16 protein-coding genes are annotated in these 19,966 nt (G+C 56.9%); 4 read left to right on the forward strand and 12 right to left on the reverse strand.

Annotated elements, in window-relative coordinates; genetic code table 11:
* The first annotated feature begins 383 nt into the window (after nucleotides 1–383).
* The 3 genes from AC5ZFO_RS07975 (at nucleotide 384) to AC5ZFO_RS07985 (ending at nucleotide 3,664) form a co-directional block, all read left to right on the forward strand.
* Complete coding sequence (locus tag AC5ZFO_RS07975) at nucleotides 384–1,613, forward strand: helix-turn-helix domain-containing protein (RefSeq protein ID WP_496121903.1); 1,230 nt, start codon at nucleotides 384–386, stop codon at nucleotides 1,611–1,613.
* Nucleotides 1,614–2,259: 646 nt separating this feature from the next.
* On the forward strand, nucleotides 2,260–2,916 hold the full coding sequence (locus AC5ZFO_RS07980; protein WP_282520882.1) for a response regulator transcription factor: 657 nt from the start codon (nucleotides 2,260–2,262) through the stop codon (nucleotides 2,914–2,916).
* Nucleotides 2,917–3,271: 355 nt separating this feature from the next.
* Nucleotides 3,272–3,664 (forward strand): response regulator transcription factor, encoded by a 393-nt coding sequence (locus AC5ZFO_RS07985; protein ID WP_282520739.1) that lies wholly within the window; start codon nucleotides 3,272–3,274, stop codon nucleotides 3,662–3,664.
* 240 nt (nucleotides 3,665–3,904) lie between these two features.
* On the opposite strand, the gene AC5ZFO_RS07990 is transcribed toward AC5ZFO_RS07985, so the two are convergent.
* From AC5ZFO_RS07990 to AC5ZFO_RS08010, 5 genes are all read right to left on the reverse strand, one after another.
* Nucleotides 3,905–4,507 carry a sulfite oxidase-like oxidoreductase gene (locus tag AC5ZFO_RS07990; RefSeq protein ID WP_496121904.1) on the reverse strand — a complete coding sequence of 201 codons (603 nt, stop codon included), beginning with the start codon at nucleotides 4,505–4,507 and terminating at the stop codon, nucleotides 3,905–3,907.
* A gap of 193 nt (nucleotides 4,508–4,700) precedes the next feature.
* Complete coding sequence (locus tag AC5ZFO_RS07995) at nucleotides 4,701–5,234, reverse strand: PAS domain-containing protein (protein ID WP_282520737.1); 534 nt, start codon at nucleotides 5,232–5,234, stop codon at nucleotides 4,701–4,703.
* Nucleotides 5,235–5,753: 519 nt separating this feature from the next.
* The gene (locus AC5ZFO_RS08000; protein ID WP_496121905.1) at nucleotides 5,754–7,547 is read right to left on the reverse strand and encodes a GAF domain-containing sensor histidine kinase; all 1,794 of its coding nucleotides are present in this window, start codon (nucleotides 7,545–7,547) and stop codon (nucleotides 5,754–5,756) included.
* A gap of 52 nt (nucleotides 7,548–7,599) precedes the next feature.
* A complete protein-coding gene (locus tag AC5ZFO_RS08005) occupies nucleotides 7,600–7,998 on the reverse strand; it encodes a response regulator transcription factor (protein ID WP_282520735.1) in 399 nt (132 codons plus the stop codon).
* Nucleotides 7,999–8,092: 94 nt separating this feature from the next.
* Entirely contained in the window at nucleotides 8,093–8,749 is a 657-nt protein-coding gene (locus AC5ZFO_RS08010; RefSeq protein WP_496121906.1) for a response regulator transcription factor, read from the reverse strand.
* Between the two features lie 644 nt (nucleotides 8,750–9,393).
* Here AC5ZFO_RS08010 and AC5ZFO_RS08015 point away from each other — a divergent pair.
* Nucleotides 9,394–14,256, forward strand: a complete 4,863-nt coding sequence (locus AC5ZFO_RS08015) for a trifunctional serine/threonine-protein kinase/ATP-binding protein/sensor histidine kinase (protein WP_496121907.1) — start codon at nucleotides 9,394–9,396, stop codon at nucleotides 14,254–14,256.
* Nucleotides 14,257–14,302: 46 nt separating this feature from the next.
* Here the strand turns inward: AC5ZFO_RS08015 and AC5ZFO_RS08020 are convergent, their stop codons facing one another.
* The 7 genes from AC5ZFO_RS08020 to AC5ZFO_RS08050 form a co-directional block, all read right to left on the reverse strand.
* The gene (locus AC5ZFO_RS08020; protein WP_496121908.1) at nucleotides 14,303–15,352 is read right to left on the reverse strand and encodes an SAM-dependent methyltransferase; all 1,050 of its coding nucleotides are present in this window, start codon (nucleotides 15,350–15,352) and stop codon (nucleotides 14,303–14,305) included.
* 386 nt (nucleotides 15,353–15,738) lie between these two features.
* Entirely contained in the window at nucleotides 15,739–15,948 is a 210-nt protein-coding gene (locus AC5ZFO_RS08025; protein ID WP_496121972.1) for a hypothetical protein, read from the reverse strand.
* Complete coding sequence (locus AC5ZFO_RS08030; protein WP_496121909.1) at nucleotides 15,945–16,196, reverse strand: hypothetical protein; 252 nt, start codon at nucleotides 16,194–16,196, stop codon at nucleotides 15,945–15,947. Before AC5ZFO_RS08030 ends, AC5ZFO_RS08025 begins: the two co-directional genes overlap by 4 nt.
* Nucleotides 16,197–17,804: 1,608 nt before the next feature.
* The gene (locus AC5ZFO_RS08035; RefSeq protein ID WP_496121910.1) at nucleotides 17,805–18,113 is read right to left on the reverse strand and encodes a hypothetical protein; all 309 of its coding nucleotides are present in this window, start codon (nucleotides 18,111–18,113) and stop codon (nucleotides 17,805–17,807) included.
* 163 nt (nucleotides 18,114–18,276) lie between these two features.
* Complete coding sequence (locus AC5ZFO_RS08040; protein WP_496121911.1) at nucleotides 18,277–19,041, reverse strand: DUF3095 family protein; 765 nt, start codon at nucleotides 19,039–19,041, stop codon at nucleotides 18,277–18,279.
* A gap of 105 nt (nucleotides 19,042–19,146) precedes the next feature.
* Nucleotides 19,147–19,428 carry a hypothetical protein gene (locus tag AC5ZFO_RS08045; protein ID WP_496121912.1) on the reverse strand — a complete coding sequence of 94 codons (282 nt, stop codon included), beginning with the start codon at nucleotides 19,426–19,428 and terminating at the stop codon, nucleotides 19,147–19,149.
* Between the two features lie 73 nt (nucleotides 19,429–19,501).
* Entirely contained in the window at nucleotides 19,502–19,789 is a 288-nt protein-coding gene (locus tag AC5ZFO_RS08050) for a hypothetical protein (RefSeq protein ID WP_496121976.1), read from the reverse strand.
* Nucleotides 19,790–19,966: the final 177 nt, after the last annotated feature.

Consider the following 19,966-nt stretch of genomic DNA (forward strand, 5'->3'; position numbering starts at 1 on the left):
AGTCGTTGCGGGCAGGACTGGCAGGACCAGCCTTCCGGCCTGTCAGGCGCGTTGTAGCATGCACGCGACGTTGAGGGAGACCTCATCAAATTGGGTCCGCGCGCGTGACGTTTCAGAAATCAGAATCGGCGAAGTGACGTCCCGCGCCAACTAAGTCGAAACCGGGATATCCAAAAGTCGCAGCCCTGCTCTGCCAAAGTCTAACCCCGTTTCGCCCTTCCTGTCAGACGCGCAAATGCGAGTGCAATTGAGGACTTGCGTATCGCAGGGCAGGCTCACCACGCATCGCTTGTAGCAGCTTTCGGGCGAAGGAAGCTGCCGCTTGGCCCGCCGCGGGCCCTACTAGCCCCAGCACGGGCACCACGATCGCGACAACGGAATGGATGAACGCAATCCTGTATAGGAACCCGGAGTTCGACCCCATGCGTCTAGCCGATGACGATCAGTTGACAGCACGACTCCAATTCAAGCGAACGGGAGAAGCGATGGCAGAAGGCCGCCCACTACTTTTGCCCTTCAAGCTGCGAGCCGAGCTCCGGCAAGTCCGTTTACGCAAGAATTTTTCGAAGCCACGCGATTCGCGGCATGGCCCTGAAGATCTGCAGCAACTTTCGGGATCGCAAGTGTCGCCTCCGATAACTCGATCCCCGATCATTGGAGGCGACCATGACTCCTCCGCTTTCGATCCAGCTCGCCAATTGAATGGTGACGTCGCAGCGAACGCGATCCATCCCGTCGTGGAAATCTCTCCTTCCGAGGCTGTGGCACGCCTCACCGTAACAGGGCACGGCATGGCCGCCGAATCTGTGCGATCCACCAGCCGAGGCAAAATCCAACATCATTATCGGGCTCGAATGCATATGCTCGTGATGTACGAGAAGGGGGAGCGCCGCGACGGAGAGACATTTGTGGAAGGTTTGCCGCGATCATCGCTCCGGAACCTTGAGCGGAAGCTGACATTCGTGCCGGCTGGCCGCGAATTTCACGATTGGCACGAGCCGCAGGGGTCGCACATGCGGCTCATGTACTTCTACTTCGAACCTGAGAAGCTGAATGCTCTTTCTAAGCGTGGGATCACCGACCTACCGGACGCTCCACGCCTTCTATTCGAAGACGAAACGCTGTGGCACACCGCACTCAAGCTGAAGACGTTCGTCGAGAGCCCCGCGGGAGACCCGATCTACTTCGGGAGTCTCGGTACTCTGCTCATACATGAAGTTGCGCGTTTCACTTGCGGGATGCCCAGCGTTCAACCTCAACTCCAAGGTGGCCTTGCACCGTGGCAGCAACGAATCGTCACCGCCTATATCCAGGAACATCTCAATGAGCGGATACCGATTTGCACGCTGGCGAAGCTCGCGCGTCTGAGCCCGTATCATTTCTGCCGGGTATTCAAGCGATCGCTCGGAATGCCGCCACATCGATACCAGACCAACCGTCGTGTTGAGTACGCCAAGTTACTGCTGGCAAACCGAGCAGGCTCGATGACGGAAATCGGTCGGGCGGTAGGCTTCGGCAGTCCTAACGCGTTCGCCACGGCGTTCCGGAAGACGACGGGAATTACCCCCACGGATTACCGCCGAAGCGTGGCTCCTCTCATGACATATGAATGACCTGCGACGTCGCGACCAACTTTTGCTATTCAGAAGGTGGAGGCATCTCGGCCTCGCATTGCGATGAGGACGATCAGGCTTTCGATGCCCGCGAAGAAAGCAGCTCGCGAGCCTGAAGAAGACATCATCTACAAGTGATGGCTCTAGCGGAATCCGTTCTCGCAACCGTAGCGGTGAGCACGGTATCGCACGTAAACGGATCATTTCGGTCTTTAAGCCGCCGAACCTATTAACACACGGCAAATCGGAGATCTGGCCAACTCGGTGCTCCCATCGCTCGCCGGCGACCGGCTAAGACTGATTTTGCATCTTGGCTCCGCGAGCGGCAAGGCTCTTAGCGAATAGAAGGCAGAAAGCCCGCCGCGAGTTTCGGCAACCGCGACCGAAAGCTGAAGCGGCGCAAGGCCATAGAGCGATCCTAGGGGCGTTGCGCAAATCTGTCGCTGCTAATGGAGCGTGAACGGGATGAGCTGACATTTCATCGGCCGGCCTACAGCAAGGGTGCTGAGGACCACCGAAGTGGCGAACTCCTCGCCGTCACGAACCAAGGCGTTCCACGCTGGAACTTGCGCGGTGTCATGTGTTGAAGGGCCTTCGTGAAGGTGATATTTTTGCACCAAATTGTCGCGGAACAGAAGTGTATCTCGTGGCGCAGCATTCTATTCAAAAGCGTACGGTAGCCGAGGAGCCAACTATCGTCGTCGTTGACGATGACAAGGCCTTCCGCGACTCACTCGGAGATCTGTTCAACTCGGTCGGCTTCAAGGTCAAGTTGTTTGGGTCGGCCACGGAGCTGCTCGAAAGCGAAGTGTTACCCGACGTGGTTGGTTGCCTCGTACTTGACGTCAGATTACCGGGGGTGGGCGGTCTCGATTTCCAAACCGAGCTTTCGAAAGGGAACGCTTCCATTCCCATCATTTTCATGACCGGCCACGGCGACATTCCGATGTCGGTCAGGGCGATGAAAGCGGGCGCTGTGGATTTTCTGACCAAGCCGTTCCGCGATCAAGATATGCTTGACGCGGTGGCGATCGCGCTGGAGCGCGATCGGACGCGGCGGAAGGCCGAGCAGCGGCTCACGGACCTGAACTCGCGTCTCGACCGTTTGAGCCCGCGCGAGCGAGAAGTGCTGGCTCTCGTAACCACTGGCTTAAAGAACAAGCAGATCGCTTTCCAGCTGAAGGTCGCTGAGATCACTGTGAAGGCGCACCGCGGCCACGTAATGCAAAAGATGGGTGCGCAATCTCTAGCCGAGCTTGTCAAAATAGCGGAGACGCTCGGCATAAAGTCGCCGCGGTCCTGATCGCTTCGTGATGGCACGTGGATCCATCAGCGAAGACGGTTGTTGCTTGCGCAAACCAACTCATGCTTTTAATCGTTGCCGGAAGGCCCTGCTGCCGCGTCGAGCGCAACCACCTGGCAGCAGCGCAGGCGTTCGGACGTGACCCGAACCGGGTTGAACTATTCAGAAGTTCTGCATCAGCTATTCCAAAGTATAGCATCGATGCTTCCGAAGTATGGCATCGGCCGTCCACCGTATAATCGCCAGTTCAGACCCTTGTCGTTACGGTGCGATGATAGCCGCGCAATGCCCTTCTTGAGATGGACACGGAACGCGAGATGCGGCGGACCGCATCCCCAGTAATCAAGGTGGGGATATGTCTAGCGAGATTCAAATTTCGATCGTCGATGATGATGAGCAATCTCGCGCGGCGTTAGCGGGTCTCATGGAGGCAATGGGTTTCACGATTGAGGCCTTCCCGTCCGCGGTGGATTTTTTGGCGTCTCCCAACTTCGGCCATACCTCCTGTTTGATCGTTGATGTCCACATGCCACGCATGACTGGGACCGAGTTGCATAGCCGCTTGGTGGGATCTGGCTATGAGATACCAACAATTCTGATTACCGCTTACCCCGATGACAGCGCGCGAGCTCGGGCTCTGGGTCAGGGCGTCGTTGGCTACCTGACCAAACCCATCGACGAGAAGGTTCTGCTCGGATGCGTCGAATCGGCTCTGCGGCGCGCCAAATCGGATGAAAATCCGTCATGACCGCTCAATCAGCTGCCGGCGCCCGGCCAGGAGACTTGTGGTTCGCGTTCGGGCCCCACGATCGTGAAATATGCCGCCTTCGGACAGCTGGATTCGTATCTGCCTTCACTAGGCGGCACGAGCTTCGCAAGGACATTCGAATTGCAGCAATAATGATCAGGCAATCGAGCGATTGTCATCGACGAGGGTATCGTTCTGTCGCGACAGCCGCCGAAATAGCGGAGCGCGGGTCGTGCCCCTTCAGCTCGAAGATCGTTGCTCTTTGAACGGGTCGCCGTAAATGTGATATCCGTTAAATTCCCATAAGCCTGGCGCTTCGCGATCCAACAACTCGATCCCGCGCACCCACTTCACGCTCTTATACGCATAGAGGTTTGGCACCACGAGACGCAGCGGGTAGCCATGCTCAGCCGTAAGAGGTTCGCCGTCATGTCGAAGGGCGAAAATCGTCGTCGGGCGCATAAAATCCGAAATTGGCAGATTTGCCGTGTAGTTGTTCTCGCCATGGACGATCACATGCCGCGCCTCTGGCCGCAACTTCACTCGCTTCATCAGTTCTATGGCGAGCAATCCTCCCCAATGGTTGTCGAACCGGCTCCAGGCGTTGACGCAGTGCATGTCAGCAAACACTTCGCTCTGCGGCAGATTGGAGAGCTCTTCCCACGAAAGCCGCAGCTGCTCCTCCACCAGGCCGAACACGCGAAAATCCCACGTCCTGGGACGAAAGAGCGGCACCGAGCCCACATGCAGCACCGGCCACTTGAGCGTCAGCGACTGTCCCGGGGGCAGCCGCCCAGCTGCACGCATCTCACGCTCCCGTTCGCGTCGCTCGTTCGATTGCACAAATAGCTCCACCGCAAGGTATAGCGCGCGCAAAGGTATAGCGCGGCCAAGTTGGCGCACGTAGTAATTTTCGGGCCTGAAACGCGGTCAGCCGGGTTGCGGCGGACATTACCAAACATTGGGTTCTGGTACCCCACCCCGAGAACAGACCTATCAAGACGCTAGTCCAGCCCGAAGCGACGACGGGGGAGCCTCACTGCTCCCCCTCACCGATCTTGGAGTTAGAACTACTTGCAGACTCGGAGAGTAAGCCAGGAACAGTCTTGCTCGTATTGTGACGGAAAATGTTGACGGCTCCGATCACCTCGTCCTCGTGGTCACGAATTGGAAAGACATTAACTAGCGCCAGAAGACGATTACCGTTGGGCTGCTCGCAAATCACATCAGCGTTCCGAACGGTGCCGCCGTTGTTGATCACCACGGAAGGTGGTGCAAGTTCGTGCGGCATCACTTCTCCTGAGGGGTAACGAAGAAGGTGTGACCCGCAAAACTTTTCCGAGGTTCCCAGAGAAGGCGTGCGTCCCCAACCCGCGATTGCAGCCTTATTGCACTTAACGACGGTGGCATCCTTTTCGAGAACGTATATCCCTACTGGGATAGAATCCATTGCCGCTTGGTCTGCAAGAATTCCTTTTGCGACGAGGTGCCCGTCGACGAGTTCTCCTCGGAAGTCGATTTTGTCGAAGTCGCCATCCAAAATCATCGTGCTTGTTGCGCTCGCTGCCATTTTCAACCTCCTTTGCATTGCCACATTGTTCATAAGACCTGGGCTTGCGGAATTCTATCTCGTTTTCTTCTATCTTTCTAAACTAAAACGATAGTTCGTTTTCGCTTCGTTTAAGTAGGGGTCGTCCTTACCGCGGCACATCACCTGACGTCGGCAGGGTGCGGGGCAGGACAGACAGCACCAGTAGTTTGCTGAGCTTGGCGAACCGAGCACTAAGGGAGAGAACCTTCTTAGATCGTCGAACAGGCAGCGATATTTCGGTCCGTCAAAGACAAGACCTGAGCCGCGCAACCTATCGCCTAAGAAGGGGCCCGGAAGTGTGATTTGCGCGCCGCCCACATCTCGGGCAAACCGAGATGACGAGGCAGCGATTAGACTCAACACTCTGAGCACGGTTGCAGGAGGGATTCTTGCGTTTTTCGTTCCGAGCAAAGATTTGATTTAGATGCGCAATGGTCTGATCACAGATGTTTGCTCCACAATATATGCGGTCGTCACTTGGAAGGCGCACGTCCAAACTCAGCTCGGGTGTTGCCATTCTCGCCGTGCGAGTGTGGGTAACATGAATTGAAAAACGGCTCCTTGCGGCTTGTTTGCGGTTACCCACAACCGTCCTTGATGACCCTCAACAATTGAGCGGCAGATCGAAAGTCCCATTCCCAAACCGTTAGGTTTGGTTGTGTAAAAGGCTTCGAAAAGTCGATCTGGGCCCTCGGGAGCCAAGCCGGGACCCGTATCCTGCACGGTGACGAGCACGTGATCCGAGTTATTCATTGCTGTGCTAATCAGCAATTCTCGAGCGCCCTCGCGCATTCCGCTCATTGCCTCCGTGGCGTTGACGAGTAGATTAAGAAGCACTTGTTGAAGTTGGACGCGATCTCCCTTGAGAGCCGGCAGCCTCTCCGCAAGTTGCGTCTCCACCGAAACCCCCCTATTGGCAATTTCGCCGTGAGCTAGTGCTACTACCTCTAAAATCGCTTCGTTGATTTGGACGTTCTCCATTCGGGGCGGGGCCTTCTTGACAAGCGCACGGATGCGGTCAATCACTTTTGCGGCTCGAAGGCCACTCTCCACGATGAGGTCGAGCGCCTGCCCGACCTCCTTCACATCTGGCGGTTGAGCGCGCAGCCAGGCCAAAGCGGCATTGGCGTAAGTGATTGACGCACCGATCGGCTGGTTGATTTCATGGGCAATCGAGGCCGACAGTTGTCCCATTGTCGCAAGACGATTGGCATGCGCCAACTCCTGACGCACCTCTTGATACCGTCGCTCAATCTCACGAGCGGCCACTTCCGCCCTTTTGCGATCAGTCAGGTCAACCACGAACCCAACGCCTTCGTCCGTCGCGCCCTCGAACTTTGCCGCACCGACCAACACCGGCACGCGGTCGCCGCTCCTGTGTAGATATTCTTTCTCATACGGCTGGGCGATTCCTGTGACCTCCAGCTCGTGGACACGCTTCTCGTCGGCAGCACGCCATTCGGCAGCCGTCAATTTCTTCCAGTTGAGGCTGCCGGATGCGAGATCCCGGCGGGAGTATCCGACGATACTGAGAAAGGTATCGTTGGCATCAATGATCCCACCGTCACTGGCCCAGATAAAGATACCAATAATATTGGCGTCGACCAAACGTCGAATCTTGGCTTGCAATCCACTTGCCATTTCGCGAACCGCCGCCTCCGCCTTCTCGCGCGCGGCGATTTCGACTTTGAGATCCTCAATGGACTGCACAGTGTGATACGCGCCAGACGCGAAACGACCCATGCTTTCGAGCAGCCTCAGATCCTCGGCATCAAACTTTCGGCTGCTCCCGTGAGAGATCACCCAAACCGTACCGACCGCTCTACCTTTTACATGAAATGGAACAAGCAATCCTTCGGTAGCAAGCGGCGTCGCTGAGCTCAAATAGGGATAACGCCGCTCCCAATGAGTGAATAGCATAGGAATGTTGCGGTCGAGCACATCGCCGCATGGGCCGAAATTGCGCGGGGTGCCACCGCCGATGTGAGGCCGCCATTCGCCGGAAATAGCCGCCCAGTAAAACCTCTTTTCATCTTTCGTCAGCAGACTTAGGCCGGCGGAATCAGCTTGCAAGACCTCGAGAACCTTGTCAGCCAACGTCTGCAGTATAGTGTGCGGGGAGTCGGCGAGTGCACGAACCAGCGCCGAGAGTGCCGAATTTTCCTTCTCGTGATCAATGGGACGCGATGGGCGCCTAATCAACTCCTCCGTACACAGTATCGAATCCAGGGGAGCAGCACCAACTAGTGTCGGCGCATCCACATCGCTTTTCGATTGAGCATGGTTGGTCAAGATTTCACCTCCACACAAGAGGTCTAAATCGAACTGAGTACTCGCCTAGTGATTACGAGTTTGACGCAGGAACTCCTCGATTTGCTAACGCCTTCTGTAAACAGGCGAAAAAGCGTCCTCCCCAGATATCGCGCCCCTTTTGCAGGAAACCGACAGCACCTGCCTTCAACGCCCGCGCCTCAATGGCATCGTCCGGATACGCCGTTAAGAAAATGATCGGCGTATCTAAGCCCAATAGCAACAAATGCTGCTGCAACTGAAGACCGTCCACGTTCGGCATTTGCACATCTGCAATTAAGCACTCGGTTTTCTTCACCAAGGGTGACCGCAAAAATGATTCAGCCGACGCGAATGTACAGGCTGTAAATCCGCGTGATCTTACGAGCGACTCAACGGCAGTCCGAGACAAATCGTCGTCGTCGACGATCGCTATGAGCGGAGTTTCTTTCAATCGTCTATTCCCACTCTGGATACAGCAAATAACCAGTGATCTAACCGCACAATGCCACCCAACGGGTTTGTCGCAAATACTACGTGTGTGCTAGTCAGTCGTCACGTCGTCCACGAACGCCGAGGCTTTCGGCCATCAGGACCAAGTCGGCCAGTGATTTGGCGCCCATTTTTCGCGTGACGTGGCCACGGTGAATCCTTACCGTCATTTCACTTATTCCGATCCGCGCAGCCACTTGCTTATTCATAAGGCCGGCCGTCACCAGCGACATGACCTGGCGCTCGCGGGGCGTCAACGATTCAAATCGGGCTCGCCTGTCCAACTTGGATTTCTCGTCGCTGCGCCGTCTTCGATCTCGCTCGAGCGCCCCTGTGACCGCATCAAGGATCTCCTGGTCGCGAAGCGGTTTGGTCAGGAAGTCAACCGCGCCGTCCTTCATGGCCTTGACGGACATCGGAACATCAGCATGACCAGTAATGAAAATGATGGGTATTTCAATGCCTAAGCGGCCGAGTTCCGCTTGCAGCTCGAAACCGCTAACCTGGGGAAGTCTCACATCCAAGACGAGGCAGCTCGGAACGGCGGGTAATGGATTTTCAAGCAGCTCGGTTGCGGAAGCCAACGCTTTGACACTCAATCCGACTGAACGGAACAAGCTGCTGAGCGATCCACGAGTGAGCGGATCATCATCGATCACAAATACGATCGGGTCTTCTAAAGCTGGAACCCTGCTAAGCACGCCCTCTTTCATACGCGAGTTCCGTTTCACAATTGAGCGTTCATGCGAAGAGAAGCCATCTCGGCTCCCACCGCGCATCGGCCGTACGGTGCGCCTTTCTGCAAAATATAGCACTATCGCTACACCTGCGACAGAACTGAACAAGCTAGTTTAGATGACGGGCTCCATTTTACGGACGACCCTGCCCGTTGGGACTACGTGCTTTGATGGAGGCTACTGATAGTGGGCAAATCATGGTGCGGTAAGATGGCTCAGCTCTACTTCCATTACGTCGAGGGTTATTTGTTGCGGCGCCGCCATCGCCGACTTGGAGAATGCATGTGACCATGCCGCGCGCGCCGCGCGATCGCTCGTTTTGGCGAATTTCCCAAGGGATTGGCGCGGCTGAGTCCTGCAGGTCAGAGATGATGTCTGTGTCAAGATCTTTGTCGTGGCTCTCCCCAACGCCGTCGATACAACAATGATCCTAAGAATGACGGCTCCCAAAGCATTAGGCCGTTGCCACCCTGCTTGGCTTGTTCTCGTCAAAAAGTTTCAGTTCGTTAGAAAGATTGAACCAACTCTACGGCTGGCCATTGATACTTCGTTCCTGTGAGCATCCTTCTGGCGTCCTGTCCAAATGAATACTCCGAAGTGGTGATGCCGTGGCGACAAGAATGTCACCTATCCCGGGGCTCTCGGGGTACGTGCTGGTGCCCCTGCGGGAAAGCGCGGACTTTACCCTTTACCGCGGCCGAAAGCACGACGACCCCTCGCCCATCCTAGCGATCGCACTCTTTGAACAGCCGTCGCCTCAGAGTATCAGGCGGCTCATGCACGAATACTCGTTCGCTGCCGAACTCGATCCGGCGTGGGCTGCCAAGCCTCTGGCCATTACTCGTCACGAAAGCCGGACGATCCTTTTACTCACGGACCCTGGCGGTCAGCCGCTGGATCGGATTCTTGAGCGTGACCAGGGGCAACCGCTCAACCTGACTCGCTTCCTTAGCACGGCCATTGGGTTGGCAAGAACACTCGGTCAAGTCCATCAGCAGGGCCTCATACATAAGGATATCAAGCCTGCGAATGTACTCGTCGACGACGCCGGCAACGCGTGGCTCACCGGATTCGGGATTGCGTCCCAACTTCCACGCGAGCGCCACTCCCACGAACCTCCCGAGTTCACCGCGGGGACGCTCGCCTATATGGCACCCGAGCAGACGGGACGAATGAACCGTTCGATCGATTCTCGGAGCGACCTTTACTCACTTGGAGTGACGTTTTACGAGATGCTGACCGGGAGTCTGCCATTCGCGGCCTCCGAACCGATGGAATGGGTGCACTGTCACATCGCGAAACAACCAGCCGCACCCAGTGAGCGGGTGGGAAACGTGCCGGCCTCGGTCTCCGCGATTACGATGAAGTTGCTCTCCAAGACGGCGGAGGAGAGGTATCAGACAGCAGTGGGAGTTGAGAGCGACCTTCGGCGCTGCCTGTCCGAATGGGAGTCCCAAGGGTGGATCGATGACTTCACTCCTGGCGTTCGCGACACCCCGGATCGCCTCATGATCCCCGAGAAGCTGTACGGGAGGGACCGCGAGGTTGACACTCTGCTCACCGCCTTCGACCGCATCGTTGGCGGTGGCCGGGCGGAACTGGTGCTGGTTTCCGGATACTCCGGGATCGGCAAATCCGCAGTCGTCAATGAGCTCCACAAACCACTCGTGCCGCCACGCGGCTTGTTTGCGTCAGGCAAATCCGACCAGTACAAGCGCGACATTCCGCATGCCTCGCTGGCCCAGGCGTTTCAGAGCCTCATCCGGCGGCTCCTCAGCCAGAACGAGGAAGACCTGCGCGAATGGCAGGACGCACTTCGTGAGGCGCTGGGTCCGTACGGGCTGCTCCTCGTCGATCTCGTCCCGGAATTGAGGCATGTCATTGGCGAGCAGCCGCCCGTGCCAGAATTGCCGCCGCGGGAAGCGCAGAGACGTTTTCAGATCGTACTTCGACGGTTCATCAGCGTATTTGCGCGACCTGAACATCCGCTGGCGCTCTTCCTCGATGACATGCAATGGCTGGATGTCGCCACACTCGACCTCCTCGAAGATCTGCTGACCCACAACGAATTGCAGCACTTACTGCTCATTGGTGCGTATCGGGACAATGAGGTCAATGCCACCCATCCGCTGGTACGTAAGCTGGAAGCGATCCGTCGGGCCGGCGCGGCAGTGCAGGACATCGTTCTCACACCACTTAGTCGCGACGATTTAGGTAAACTGCTTGTCGACTCCCTTCACTGCCAAGTGGAGCGCGCCGCCCCACTGGCAGACTTGATTCACGAAAAGACCACGGGCAACCCGTTCTTCGCAAACCAGTTCATTTCTACTCTGGCGGACGATCGCCTGCTGACATTCGATTACGGCGCGCGGCGTTGGGTATGGGACCTACTCCGCATTCGTGCCAAAGGCTTCACGGACAATATTATAGAGCTGATGGTCGAGAAGTTGAAGCGCCTTCCGCCAGAAACCCGGAAGGTACTCCAGCAGTTCGCCTGCATGGGCAACAGTGCAGAGTTCGACATGCTGCGGATGGGGTATCAGGGCTCGGTCGAGGACATGCACGACCATCTCTGGGAGGCCGTGCGATCGGGCCTCATCTTCCGTGCGGACAATTCCTACAGGTTCCTGCACGATCGCGTTCAGGAAGCCGCCTACTCGCTGATCCCGACGGAGCTGCGTGCCGAGGCTCACCTGCGCATCGGATTGCTCCTCGTCGAGCGCACGCCCGCCGAAAAACGTGAGGAGGCGATATTTGAGATCGTCAATCAACTCAACCGGGGCTCCCATCTCATCACCTCTGTCGAGGATCGCGAGCGCGTCGCAGAACTGAATCTGATCGCGGGCCGGCGCGCGAAACTCTCGACAGCATACGACTCGGCGCTCACGTATCTCAGGGCCGGCAGGACCCTTCTTGCAGAAGAAACTAAGGAACGTAATCCCCAGCTCATCTTCTCGATCGAGTATCTGACAGCGGAGTGCGAGCTGCTGACCGTCACAGTTTGCCTTGCTGCCGGGGATCCACTCGCCGAAGTGCAAAAGGAATGCGAGAACGGCCTGGCATTCGCTAGACGGGTGGGTTTCGGCCTGGTCATCGAGCGCTGCGAAGCACAACTCGGTCTGATCCTAACCTTGCGCGGGCTGACTGCGACGTTCGGGTGCCTGGATCACCAGGGATACAGCGAACTTGATACCGAACACCGCTTGGCCAATAGCCCCGACCTGGTGCTCGCCGAGTTCTATTACTGGACGCGAAAGCTGCAGGCGCACTTTTTCGCCGGAGACCTTGCCTCGGCGGTCGACGCCTCGCTGCACGCAGAACCGCTCCTTTGGACGTCGGCGGCAATGTTCGAGTCAGCCGAGTATCAACTCTATGGCGCGCTGGCGCATGCGGCGGTCTGGGATCACGCTACACCCGAGCAGAGACCGACGCATTTCGATTCTGTACTGGACCACCACCGGCAGCTCCAAGTATGGGCGGAGGTCGACCCCGAAACCTTCGAGAACCGCGCTGCCTTGGTCGGTGCCGAGATCGCCCGCATTGAGGGCCGCGTACTGAACGCTCAGGAGCTGTACGACAAGGCTATCCACGAAGCTCACAAACACGGGTTCGTGCACAACCAGGCGATTGCCAACGAGATTGCCGGGCGTTTCTACGCAGAGCGCGGTCACGAGAAGATCGCGGGGACCTATTTGCGGGCCGCGCGGGCCTGCTACCTGCGCTGGGGAGCCGACGGAAAGGTTCGCCAACTCGAGCGGCTTTATCCGCATCTCAAAGTGGACAAGTCGATCCCGGATTCCACGACGACGATAGTGACACCCATCGAGCGGCTCGATTTAGCTACCGTCATCAGAGTCTCGGAAGCAGTGTCAGGCGAGATCGTTTTCGAGAAGCTAATCAACACGCTCATGAGTTTGGCAATTGAACATGCGGGCGCCGATCGAGGTCTCTTGATTCTTCCCCGAGGCGACGAATATCTAATAGAAGCAGAGGCCACAACCAGCAGTGACAACGCGAACGTGGTCCTGAAACAGGCACCCGTCACGGCCGCAGATCTACCGAAGTCTGTGTTTCACTACGTCCTTCGGACAAAAGAAAGCGTTCTCCTGCACGATGCGTCCAGTCAGAACTCGTTTTCAGCGGATGGCTATATTCGCGACCACCGCTCACGGTCAGTGCTCTGCCTGCCGATACTTAAGCAGACCAGGTTGATCGGGATGCTGTACTTGGAGAACAACCTTACGACTGGCGCGTTTACTCCAGCTCGAATGGTGGTCCTCACACTGCTCGCTTCCCAGGCGGCTATCTCAATAGAGAACGCCAGCCTGTACCGCGATCTAGCTGAGCGGGAGGCCAGGATCCGACGGCTAGTGGATGCCAACATCATCGGCATCTTCGTCTGGGATCTTGACGGTCGGATCATCGATGCCAATGAAGCTTTTCTCCGCATCGTCGGATACGGCCGCGACGATCTCGTCTCCGGTCAACTGCGCTGGCGGGATCTGACGCCCACCGAATGGCGCGATGCTGACGACCGACGTGTGGCGGATCTGGAGGCGACCGGAATCACGCAACCCTATGAGAAGGAGTACTTCCTGAAAAGCGGCGGCCGCGTGCCGGTGCTGGTTGGGGCAGCGACGTTCGGCGGGCGTCACGACCAGGGCGTGGCCTTCGTGGTCGACTTAACCGAGCGCAAGCGGGCGGAGGAGGAAATTCGCGAAAGCGAGCGGCGTTACAGCGAGGTGCAGATGGAGCTCGTGCACGCGAATCGAGTCGCAACACTGGGGCAGCTCTCGGCTTCGATTGCCCATGAAGTCAACCAGCCGATCGGGGCGACGCTCAACAACGCCTCTGCGGCGTTGCACTGGCTGAGCAAAGAACCGGCAGATCTGGAGAAAGCTCGAACGGCTCTCAACCGGATCTTTGCAAACGGCAATCGCGTCAGCGAGATCATCGACCGCATGCGCGCGCTCTTCAAAAAAGCACCTCTCCGGAAAGAAGACGTGGACATCAACGGAGCAATCCTTGAGGTTATAGCCCTGACCTGTGGCGAAGTCGTGAAGAATGGCATTTCGGTGCGGCCACACCTCGTGAAGGGCTTGCCGCTCATTCAAGGAGATCGGGTCCAGGTGCAACAGGTGATCATGAACCTGATCGTCAACGCGATCGAAGCGCTGAGCTCGGTCTGCGAGAGGTCACGAGAACTAGTCATCACCACCGCTAAAGGTGAGCCGGACGGCGTGCTTGTCGAAGTGCGGGATTCGGGTCCAGGTCTGAGCTCACTGGACCTCGACCGCATCTTTGACGCCTTCATTACATCAAAGCCCGGCGGCATGGGCATGGGGCTATCAATCTGCCGTTCGATTGTCGAAGCTCACGGGGGACGAATATGGGCCACCCCGAACGTCGGGCCAGGCATCACCGTGCAATTCACTGTGCCGATCAACGATCAAGCGACTGCATCCGCGCGTCCGGCGGCGTGATCTTCACTACTATTCAGAAATTCTCCCCCGCCGCCGGCGAGATTGCCTACCCGGTGTGTGTAATAGGCGGAACATTTGTCATCGCCAATGAGGCCACCGCTTCCGATGTATGAGTTTGGGAGCAAGATAGTGCCGTGGGTTTGGTGGCCAGCACCGTGTTGTAAGGATTGCCAAACACAAACACCTTCGACGTGCGCCAAATGATTCGCTCCAGTTCCACGAAAGTGCGCATCTTTAGTCGGTACTTCCACAACAGCATGTGTTGAATGAAGTTCCAGGTTACTCCCCAGGCCAAGAATGGTAGTCGCCGATAGTGGATTGGACTGAAGCCAAGTCGGCGCATCTTGTAGACGAGAAGATTGGCTCCGACAAAATTGTAGCGCCAATTCTCGAAGAAGGCGGTGACACTCAGGTAATCCGTGGTACGGCGACAATGATCCAGCGACCCCGGCGAATGGATCAGCAACCGTCCTCCCGGCTTGAGCATCCGCCAGCACCTTGCTAGCCACGCGTCCAGGTCTTTGGTGTAGCCAATCGACTCGAGCGCATAAATGCCATCGAAGTATTCATTCGGGAGATCGAGGCTGTCGAAGTCCATGACTATCACCTGTCCACGCCCGCCAAGTCTCGCAAATTTCCGTCGGCAGATCTCCGCCTGAACAGATGAATTGGTCACGCACACAATTTCGATATTGCTCCGTCCGGCCAGGTATTCGGCTGCTGCGCCGGAGCCGCATCCGAGATCCAGGAACCGCATCCCGTCTCTCGGCTTCAAAAGTGCATATTCGGCCTCGTAGGGGTGCGAAAATGCCAATCGGGGAAACACACACGTGCTGTAGTTCGATTGCTCGTCGCGATACGTGCCGAACACGTCATCGTATGTGCGCTTTTCGTCGTCATGTTTGAGAAAGTCGCTCGGCTTTGGTGTCCACTCAATCAGTTGGCGCTGTTCGAATTCATTCAGTTGGTGGCCGATCTTGCTCGCGTCCTTCGGTCGGGTCACCAAAAGAAACAGTACATAGTGAAACAAGTTGTATGCCAGAAACAATGCACCGATGACGGCCGCTGCCAACTGAGATATTAGAACAATATTCACTGTTGCTCCTGTGATAGCTGAAACATTCTACGAACTCGAATTGCAGTTATCGAATCATAGCGATCAACGCACTTCCTAGAACAAAGCTGGGTACGCCACGAGTAGTGGCGGACGAGACCAAACTTGCCATCACAAACTGCGCATCGCGCGGCTCTGTCAGATCTAGGGATCTCGGAGCAGTAGGGCACGGTAGCCTCCTCTTGGTATCACCCTCGACGTTTGTCGGTCATCTTCATGGCAGCTTCTGTTCGTGTAAAAGAAGACTATCCACCACCCGAGGAGAATGACCTTGCAACGCCGGTGAGGAACATCACCTCTCGCCATAGATTCGATAGAAGATCGTTATCCCCGCCGCGCCGCGTGATGCCGTAGCGAGGATTTCCACCCTAAGTTCGCCTGCCGTCCTGTTTGCCGATCGCGCAGCGCCATCCCGCCAGGCGTTCTGCCGGATGCAGGTTCATCCACTCGGCGACCTGCGGCGCGCCCATCAGGCACGACTGCATCGAGACGTCGGCGAGGTCCGAGGTGGTGATGGTCTGCTCGTGGCAATTTGCCGGAGAGGAGAGATTGCAGAGCACGGCGATGATCTTGATCACCACTGGAGAGCCTCATCGCTGCGAGGAGCATTTGCCCGGATGATCTTGAATGCCTTGGCCACCGTTCGCGGATTCAGGCCGAGCGCTTGGATCACTTCCTTCTTCTTGCAACCGAGATTGCACTCGAGGTAGCCGCGCACACGCTCGACGTTGAATGCCTCCAGCTCCTTTGAGCCGGGGCGCAGGTTCAGCGCTTCAATGGTACAGAACTCGCGGAACATGTTGAAGCTGCCCACCCGGTCATGCATGCCATTCGCCTTCAGCGCTAGGAGCAGATCGGGCCAATGCTTTGGCCGCATCAACGTGCGAAGCTTTCTCAGCTCGCCGCTCGTAGTCGTCGGCAAGGGCCTTAAGCTGACCCGCAATCGCTGAGTCGGTCATGGTTTGGGCTACGCGGAGCAAAGTCCGTGCCGTCTCTAAACATGCCTTGCCTCGTTGTGAGATCTGGATCATCACAAAGCCCTCACGCGATTCTCTGGCAGCTGGTTGAAGGTGATCTGGAGCAAGCCCACCCAATTCCGGTCGCTTTCCCTGCGAGATCTGAAGCGATCGACGCACTTCTTGGAACAAAGAGACGCTCGCCACGAGTAGTGCCGGACGAGACCAAACTTGCCATCACAAACTGCGCATCGCGCGGCACTTCCAGATCTAAGACTTTCGGAGCAGTTGGGCATTGTAGTCTCCTCTTGGCTCTATCGCAGCTATTCTTCGATCATCCTTTTTTTCACAATCGCACTTCATGACTTCGTGCGCTTTTCCAACGCATGCAGCCTAGGACGATCGCGATCAGCAACTCAATTGAACATCAGTAGTCGTCCCGTCATCTAAATGGTGTCACGGAACGATACGAAGGTTTAAGGCGCTCCCCTTAAAGCCGAGCACTTCCGCAATGGGGTCAGTAGCCGACGTCGCCAGCAGTCCCTCTGATAATCCGCTATGGGCAAAAGGCTCGGCGTAGCGCGTCCGGTCGAGCTCGAATCTAGTTGGGGCTCGGAGGAGTTGGCTTCGTGCCACCACCAGACCTGAGTGTGCAAGAACAACTCGGTCGTTACCCGCGTAGTCCAATTTCGTATTTTCGAAGTATTGTAGAAGGTAGCGAACGCAGATCGAAACATAGCGGCCGCATCGGGGCCGCAGCCATCAAAAACAACACGTCACCAATTGAAACGGCAAGGACTGGTGTCCCAAGCTTTTGTACGATGCCATTTGCGATTGCATACAGTTGGCGAGGATTGATCCATGTCCAATCGGGTGACGCTGTGGATTGGGATCGCGGTCACGCAATCGCAAGCGTTGCGATGATTTGTCGCTTCGCGGTTCAAACCCTTGTCGCACTGAGGCGTAGTTGGTCGGCTCAGCATTCCCATCGCGGCCGCCAATCTTGGGCAGGACGCGCGCCGACGATCTGTTCGCGCTCAAGGTAGACGATCGGCAAGAAAGGACCCTCTCGTTCCTTCTTTGACCGGCCTTCAGCCGAACGGGAGACCGACTCGATTCCCCCTTGAATGACTCGATTCAGATCTGCGGGCACAACAAGGGCGCCACTCGTCGGCATCTTGTTTCGCACAAGGTTCATTACGCGAAACTGCATCATGAGAAGCCTAATTCGTCCTACATGCTACTTGGGCAACACTCCTTCGTTTGGGCTGCGATCCGACGGCCCTTGAGGTCCCCGGACAGATGGTCATCGAACTTTAGGATCGACAACTGTCGATCACTATAGGGGCGTATTTCGGGGTATCGACTGGCGCACACAAACCCATGCAGCGATCATAGAAAGTCCACGCCCGGTTCTCTAAGCCCCCAGGGGCCAGGCTTCTGCCGTCCTCAACCGCGCAATCGTTGTGTGCACAACGTTATAGGTCAGCGTGACCTCGCGCGTCGTCGCTTGCGCCCTGCGGCCCTTTTCCTTGCGGCCCGAAATCGAAGTCGAGATACGCCGGCAACCTGTTTTGATGGCTCGCCGCCTCAGGGAGTGCCGGCTCCAGAGCGGCTTGGGGGACCTGCACGATGATTGGCTCCTGAGAGCGAGATGCCGCGCGCTGTGCAGTAGCCATGTTCTCCTCAAAATTTCGTCGAGCTTTTTGTTGCTCCCCGTCGAGAACGGCTTGATCGGCCGCCATCTTCTTGCTGACGTCTATGCTGCAATGAAGCTGCTCCAGCATCGATAGCCCATGCGGAACGTTCCCCGATCAGGCGGTTGCTCAAAATGACCATACCGAAAACTTGCATTAGCCAGCATGCGGCGATGGAGGGCGAAATCTGGTGTCGGTCAGCAGCCCAAAATGATCTGAGTTAGGAAAATCGGCCTTCGGCTCCCCCCAAAAGTCATGCCACGCCTGCCATGACAGCCGTCCTGCCTGCTTTGAGTTTGGCCGATGCCGCGGCATAACCTCCGTCGGCCCCATCAACGAAGTGGACGTGATCTGACCGGATGTTTGAAGGCACGTAACAGGTGAGATGCGCGCTCGTCTGACGATGTGTGCCCGCTACACAAACGCCAGAGAGCTGGGCCGAAACCAGCCGAGCCTCGATAGCATCTGCGATTTCCGGCTTCACTTCGTCAAGATACTTGCCGGGGATCGCTACGGTCGCTTCGTCGCCGCCGAAAACATAGGGAAAGCAGAGTTCGGGCAACGCGTTGGTTATGGCGACCAGCACCGCAGCGCCCACGGTGTTGACGGCTTTGTATCGGCCGGTCTTGATCGCTGTCGTCGATTGGACGACATCGGCAATTCCGATGAACCAATCGTCCGGCAAGGGAAGATAGCGGTCGAAATGCGTTAGTTGCGAGAAGTTATCGAACGGCTTCAGATCGGCGTAGAAATGCTCTGTACTCGCGCTTTCCGTGTTCGTGCTTGAGAAGCCGAGTTCATGAGCTGATTTGCCCGTCAAGCTATCTTGGGGCGAAGTCATTTGCTCGCTCCTTTGTTGTTTATCCCCAACCCTGCCAACGAGATCGATATGCGTGCGCGAGCTTACCAATAAGCCTGTTTCGCTCTTAGCTACCACGCCGTCACCGTCAGTGATGAGCTTCCGTTGGTTCTTTGCGATAGCCTCTTTAGACCACTCGGCCAGCTGAACATCCCACATCGGTGAATAACCAGCACTGCGCTTGGTGCAAGGATAAGGCAGAAACCATACGCTCGCGCCGAGTTCTTCTCAGCTTGCTCCAACGCACGCCGCCGAACATTGGCGTCACCACCAGCCGTAGTCACCACCCCCGTACGCGTAGCCGGGATAGGAGTAGTTATGGGTCGGATAGCTCCAATATGAATTATAGGTCGGATAGCCCCGGTGCAAATTATAGGTGGAATAACCTCGCCGCACCCGATAGCGCACGTCCGTCGTAACGGCTGGTACCGCCGCCTTGATCGACGTGCCATTGATCGGAGCAGCAGACGATTCGGCCGTGGCAGCCACCGCGATAGGAACAGCAATTGCGAGCGCAATCGCGAGGCTGCGGACTTGAATCTTCATGGCAGCTCCTGTTCGTGTAAAGATGACTATCCAGCGCCCGACGAGAATGACCTTGCAACGCCGGCGAGGGAAATCACCTCTCGCCAAAGAGTCGATAGAAGGTCGTTATAGCCGCCGCGCCGTGTGATAACGTGGCGAGGAATGCCACCAGCTGCATCTGGAGACGTCTAAACCAGTTGCCGCCATTGGACCAATCGAGGTTGCGCGTGCCAGCGCGCGCCGCCGTCCGAAGAAGATAAAGAGGACGCGGCAAGGCCGTTGCAGGGTAGGTTCTATCGCCGAACTGACGGCGCACCGAACGCTGGCCTTGCGCAATGCCTTGGCAGAAAATCCCGAGGTCACGTTCCAGGCGGTACTGCACAACTTCGTGCTTCTCCGCATCCCACCGTAGCAAAAGCGGTGACAGTTGCGGGCGGCACTGGGCGAGATTGCAGACTGCGCGCCTTCAGGTGGCATGGGCTGACACTCCCAACACTTGGCGAGGTCGCGCCCGTCGTGTATCAGAAGCACCCGCAAGCTTCTTGATCAGCATGGATCC

It is taken from the genome of Bradyrhizobium sp. Unk1 (assembly GCF_059512345.1).

What these genes read in the sequence shown, in the direction of transcription:
- AC5ZFO_RS07975 (WP_496121903.1), top strand. Translation starts at nt 384, where the DNA reads ATGAACGCAATCCTGTATAGGAACCCGGAGTTCGACCCCATGCGTCTA.
- AC5ZFO_RS07985 (WP_282520739.1), top strand. Translation starts at nt 3,272, where the DNA reads ATGTCTAGCGAGATTCAAATTTCGATCGTCGATGATGATGAGCAATCT.
- AC5ZFO_RS07995 (WP_282520737.1), bottom strand. Translation starts at nt 5,234, where the DNA reads ATGGCAGCGAGCGCAACAAGCACGATGATTTTGGATGGCGACTTCGAC.
- AC5ZFO_RS08010 (WP_496121906.1), bottom strand. Translation starts at nt 8,749, where the DNA reads ATGAAAGAGGGCGTGCTTAGCAGGGTTCCAGCTTTAGAAGACCCGATC.
- AC5ZFO_RS08015 (WP_496121907.1), top strand. Translation starts at nt 9,394, where the DNA reads ATGTCACCTATCCCGGGGCTCTCGGGGTACGTGCTGGTGCCCCTGCGG.
- AC5ZFO_RS08030 (WP_496121909.1), bottom strand. Translation starts at nt 16,196, where the DNA reads ATGCATGACCGGGTGGGCAGCTTCAACATGTTCCGCGAGTTCTGTACC.
- AC5ZFO_RS08035 (WP_496121910.1), bottom strand. Translation starts at nt 18,113, where the DNA reads ATGCTGGAGCAGCTTCATTGCAGCATAGACGTCAGCAAGAAGATGGCG.
- AC5ZFO_RS08040 (WP_496121911.1), bottom strand. Translation starts at nt 19,041, where the DNA reads ATGTGGGATGTTCAGCTGGCCGAGTGGTCTAAAGAGGCTATCGCAAAG.
- AC5ZFO_RS08045 (WP_496121912.1), bottom strand. Translation starts at nt 19,428, where the DNA reads ATGAAGATTCAAGTCCGCAGCCTCGCGATTGCGCTCGCAATTGCTGTT.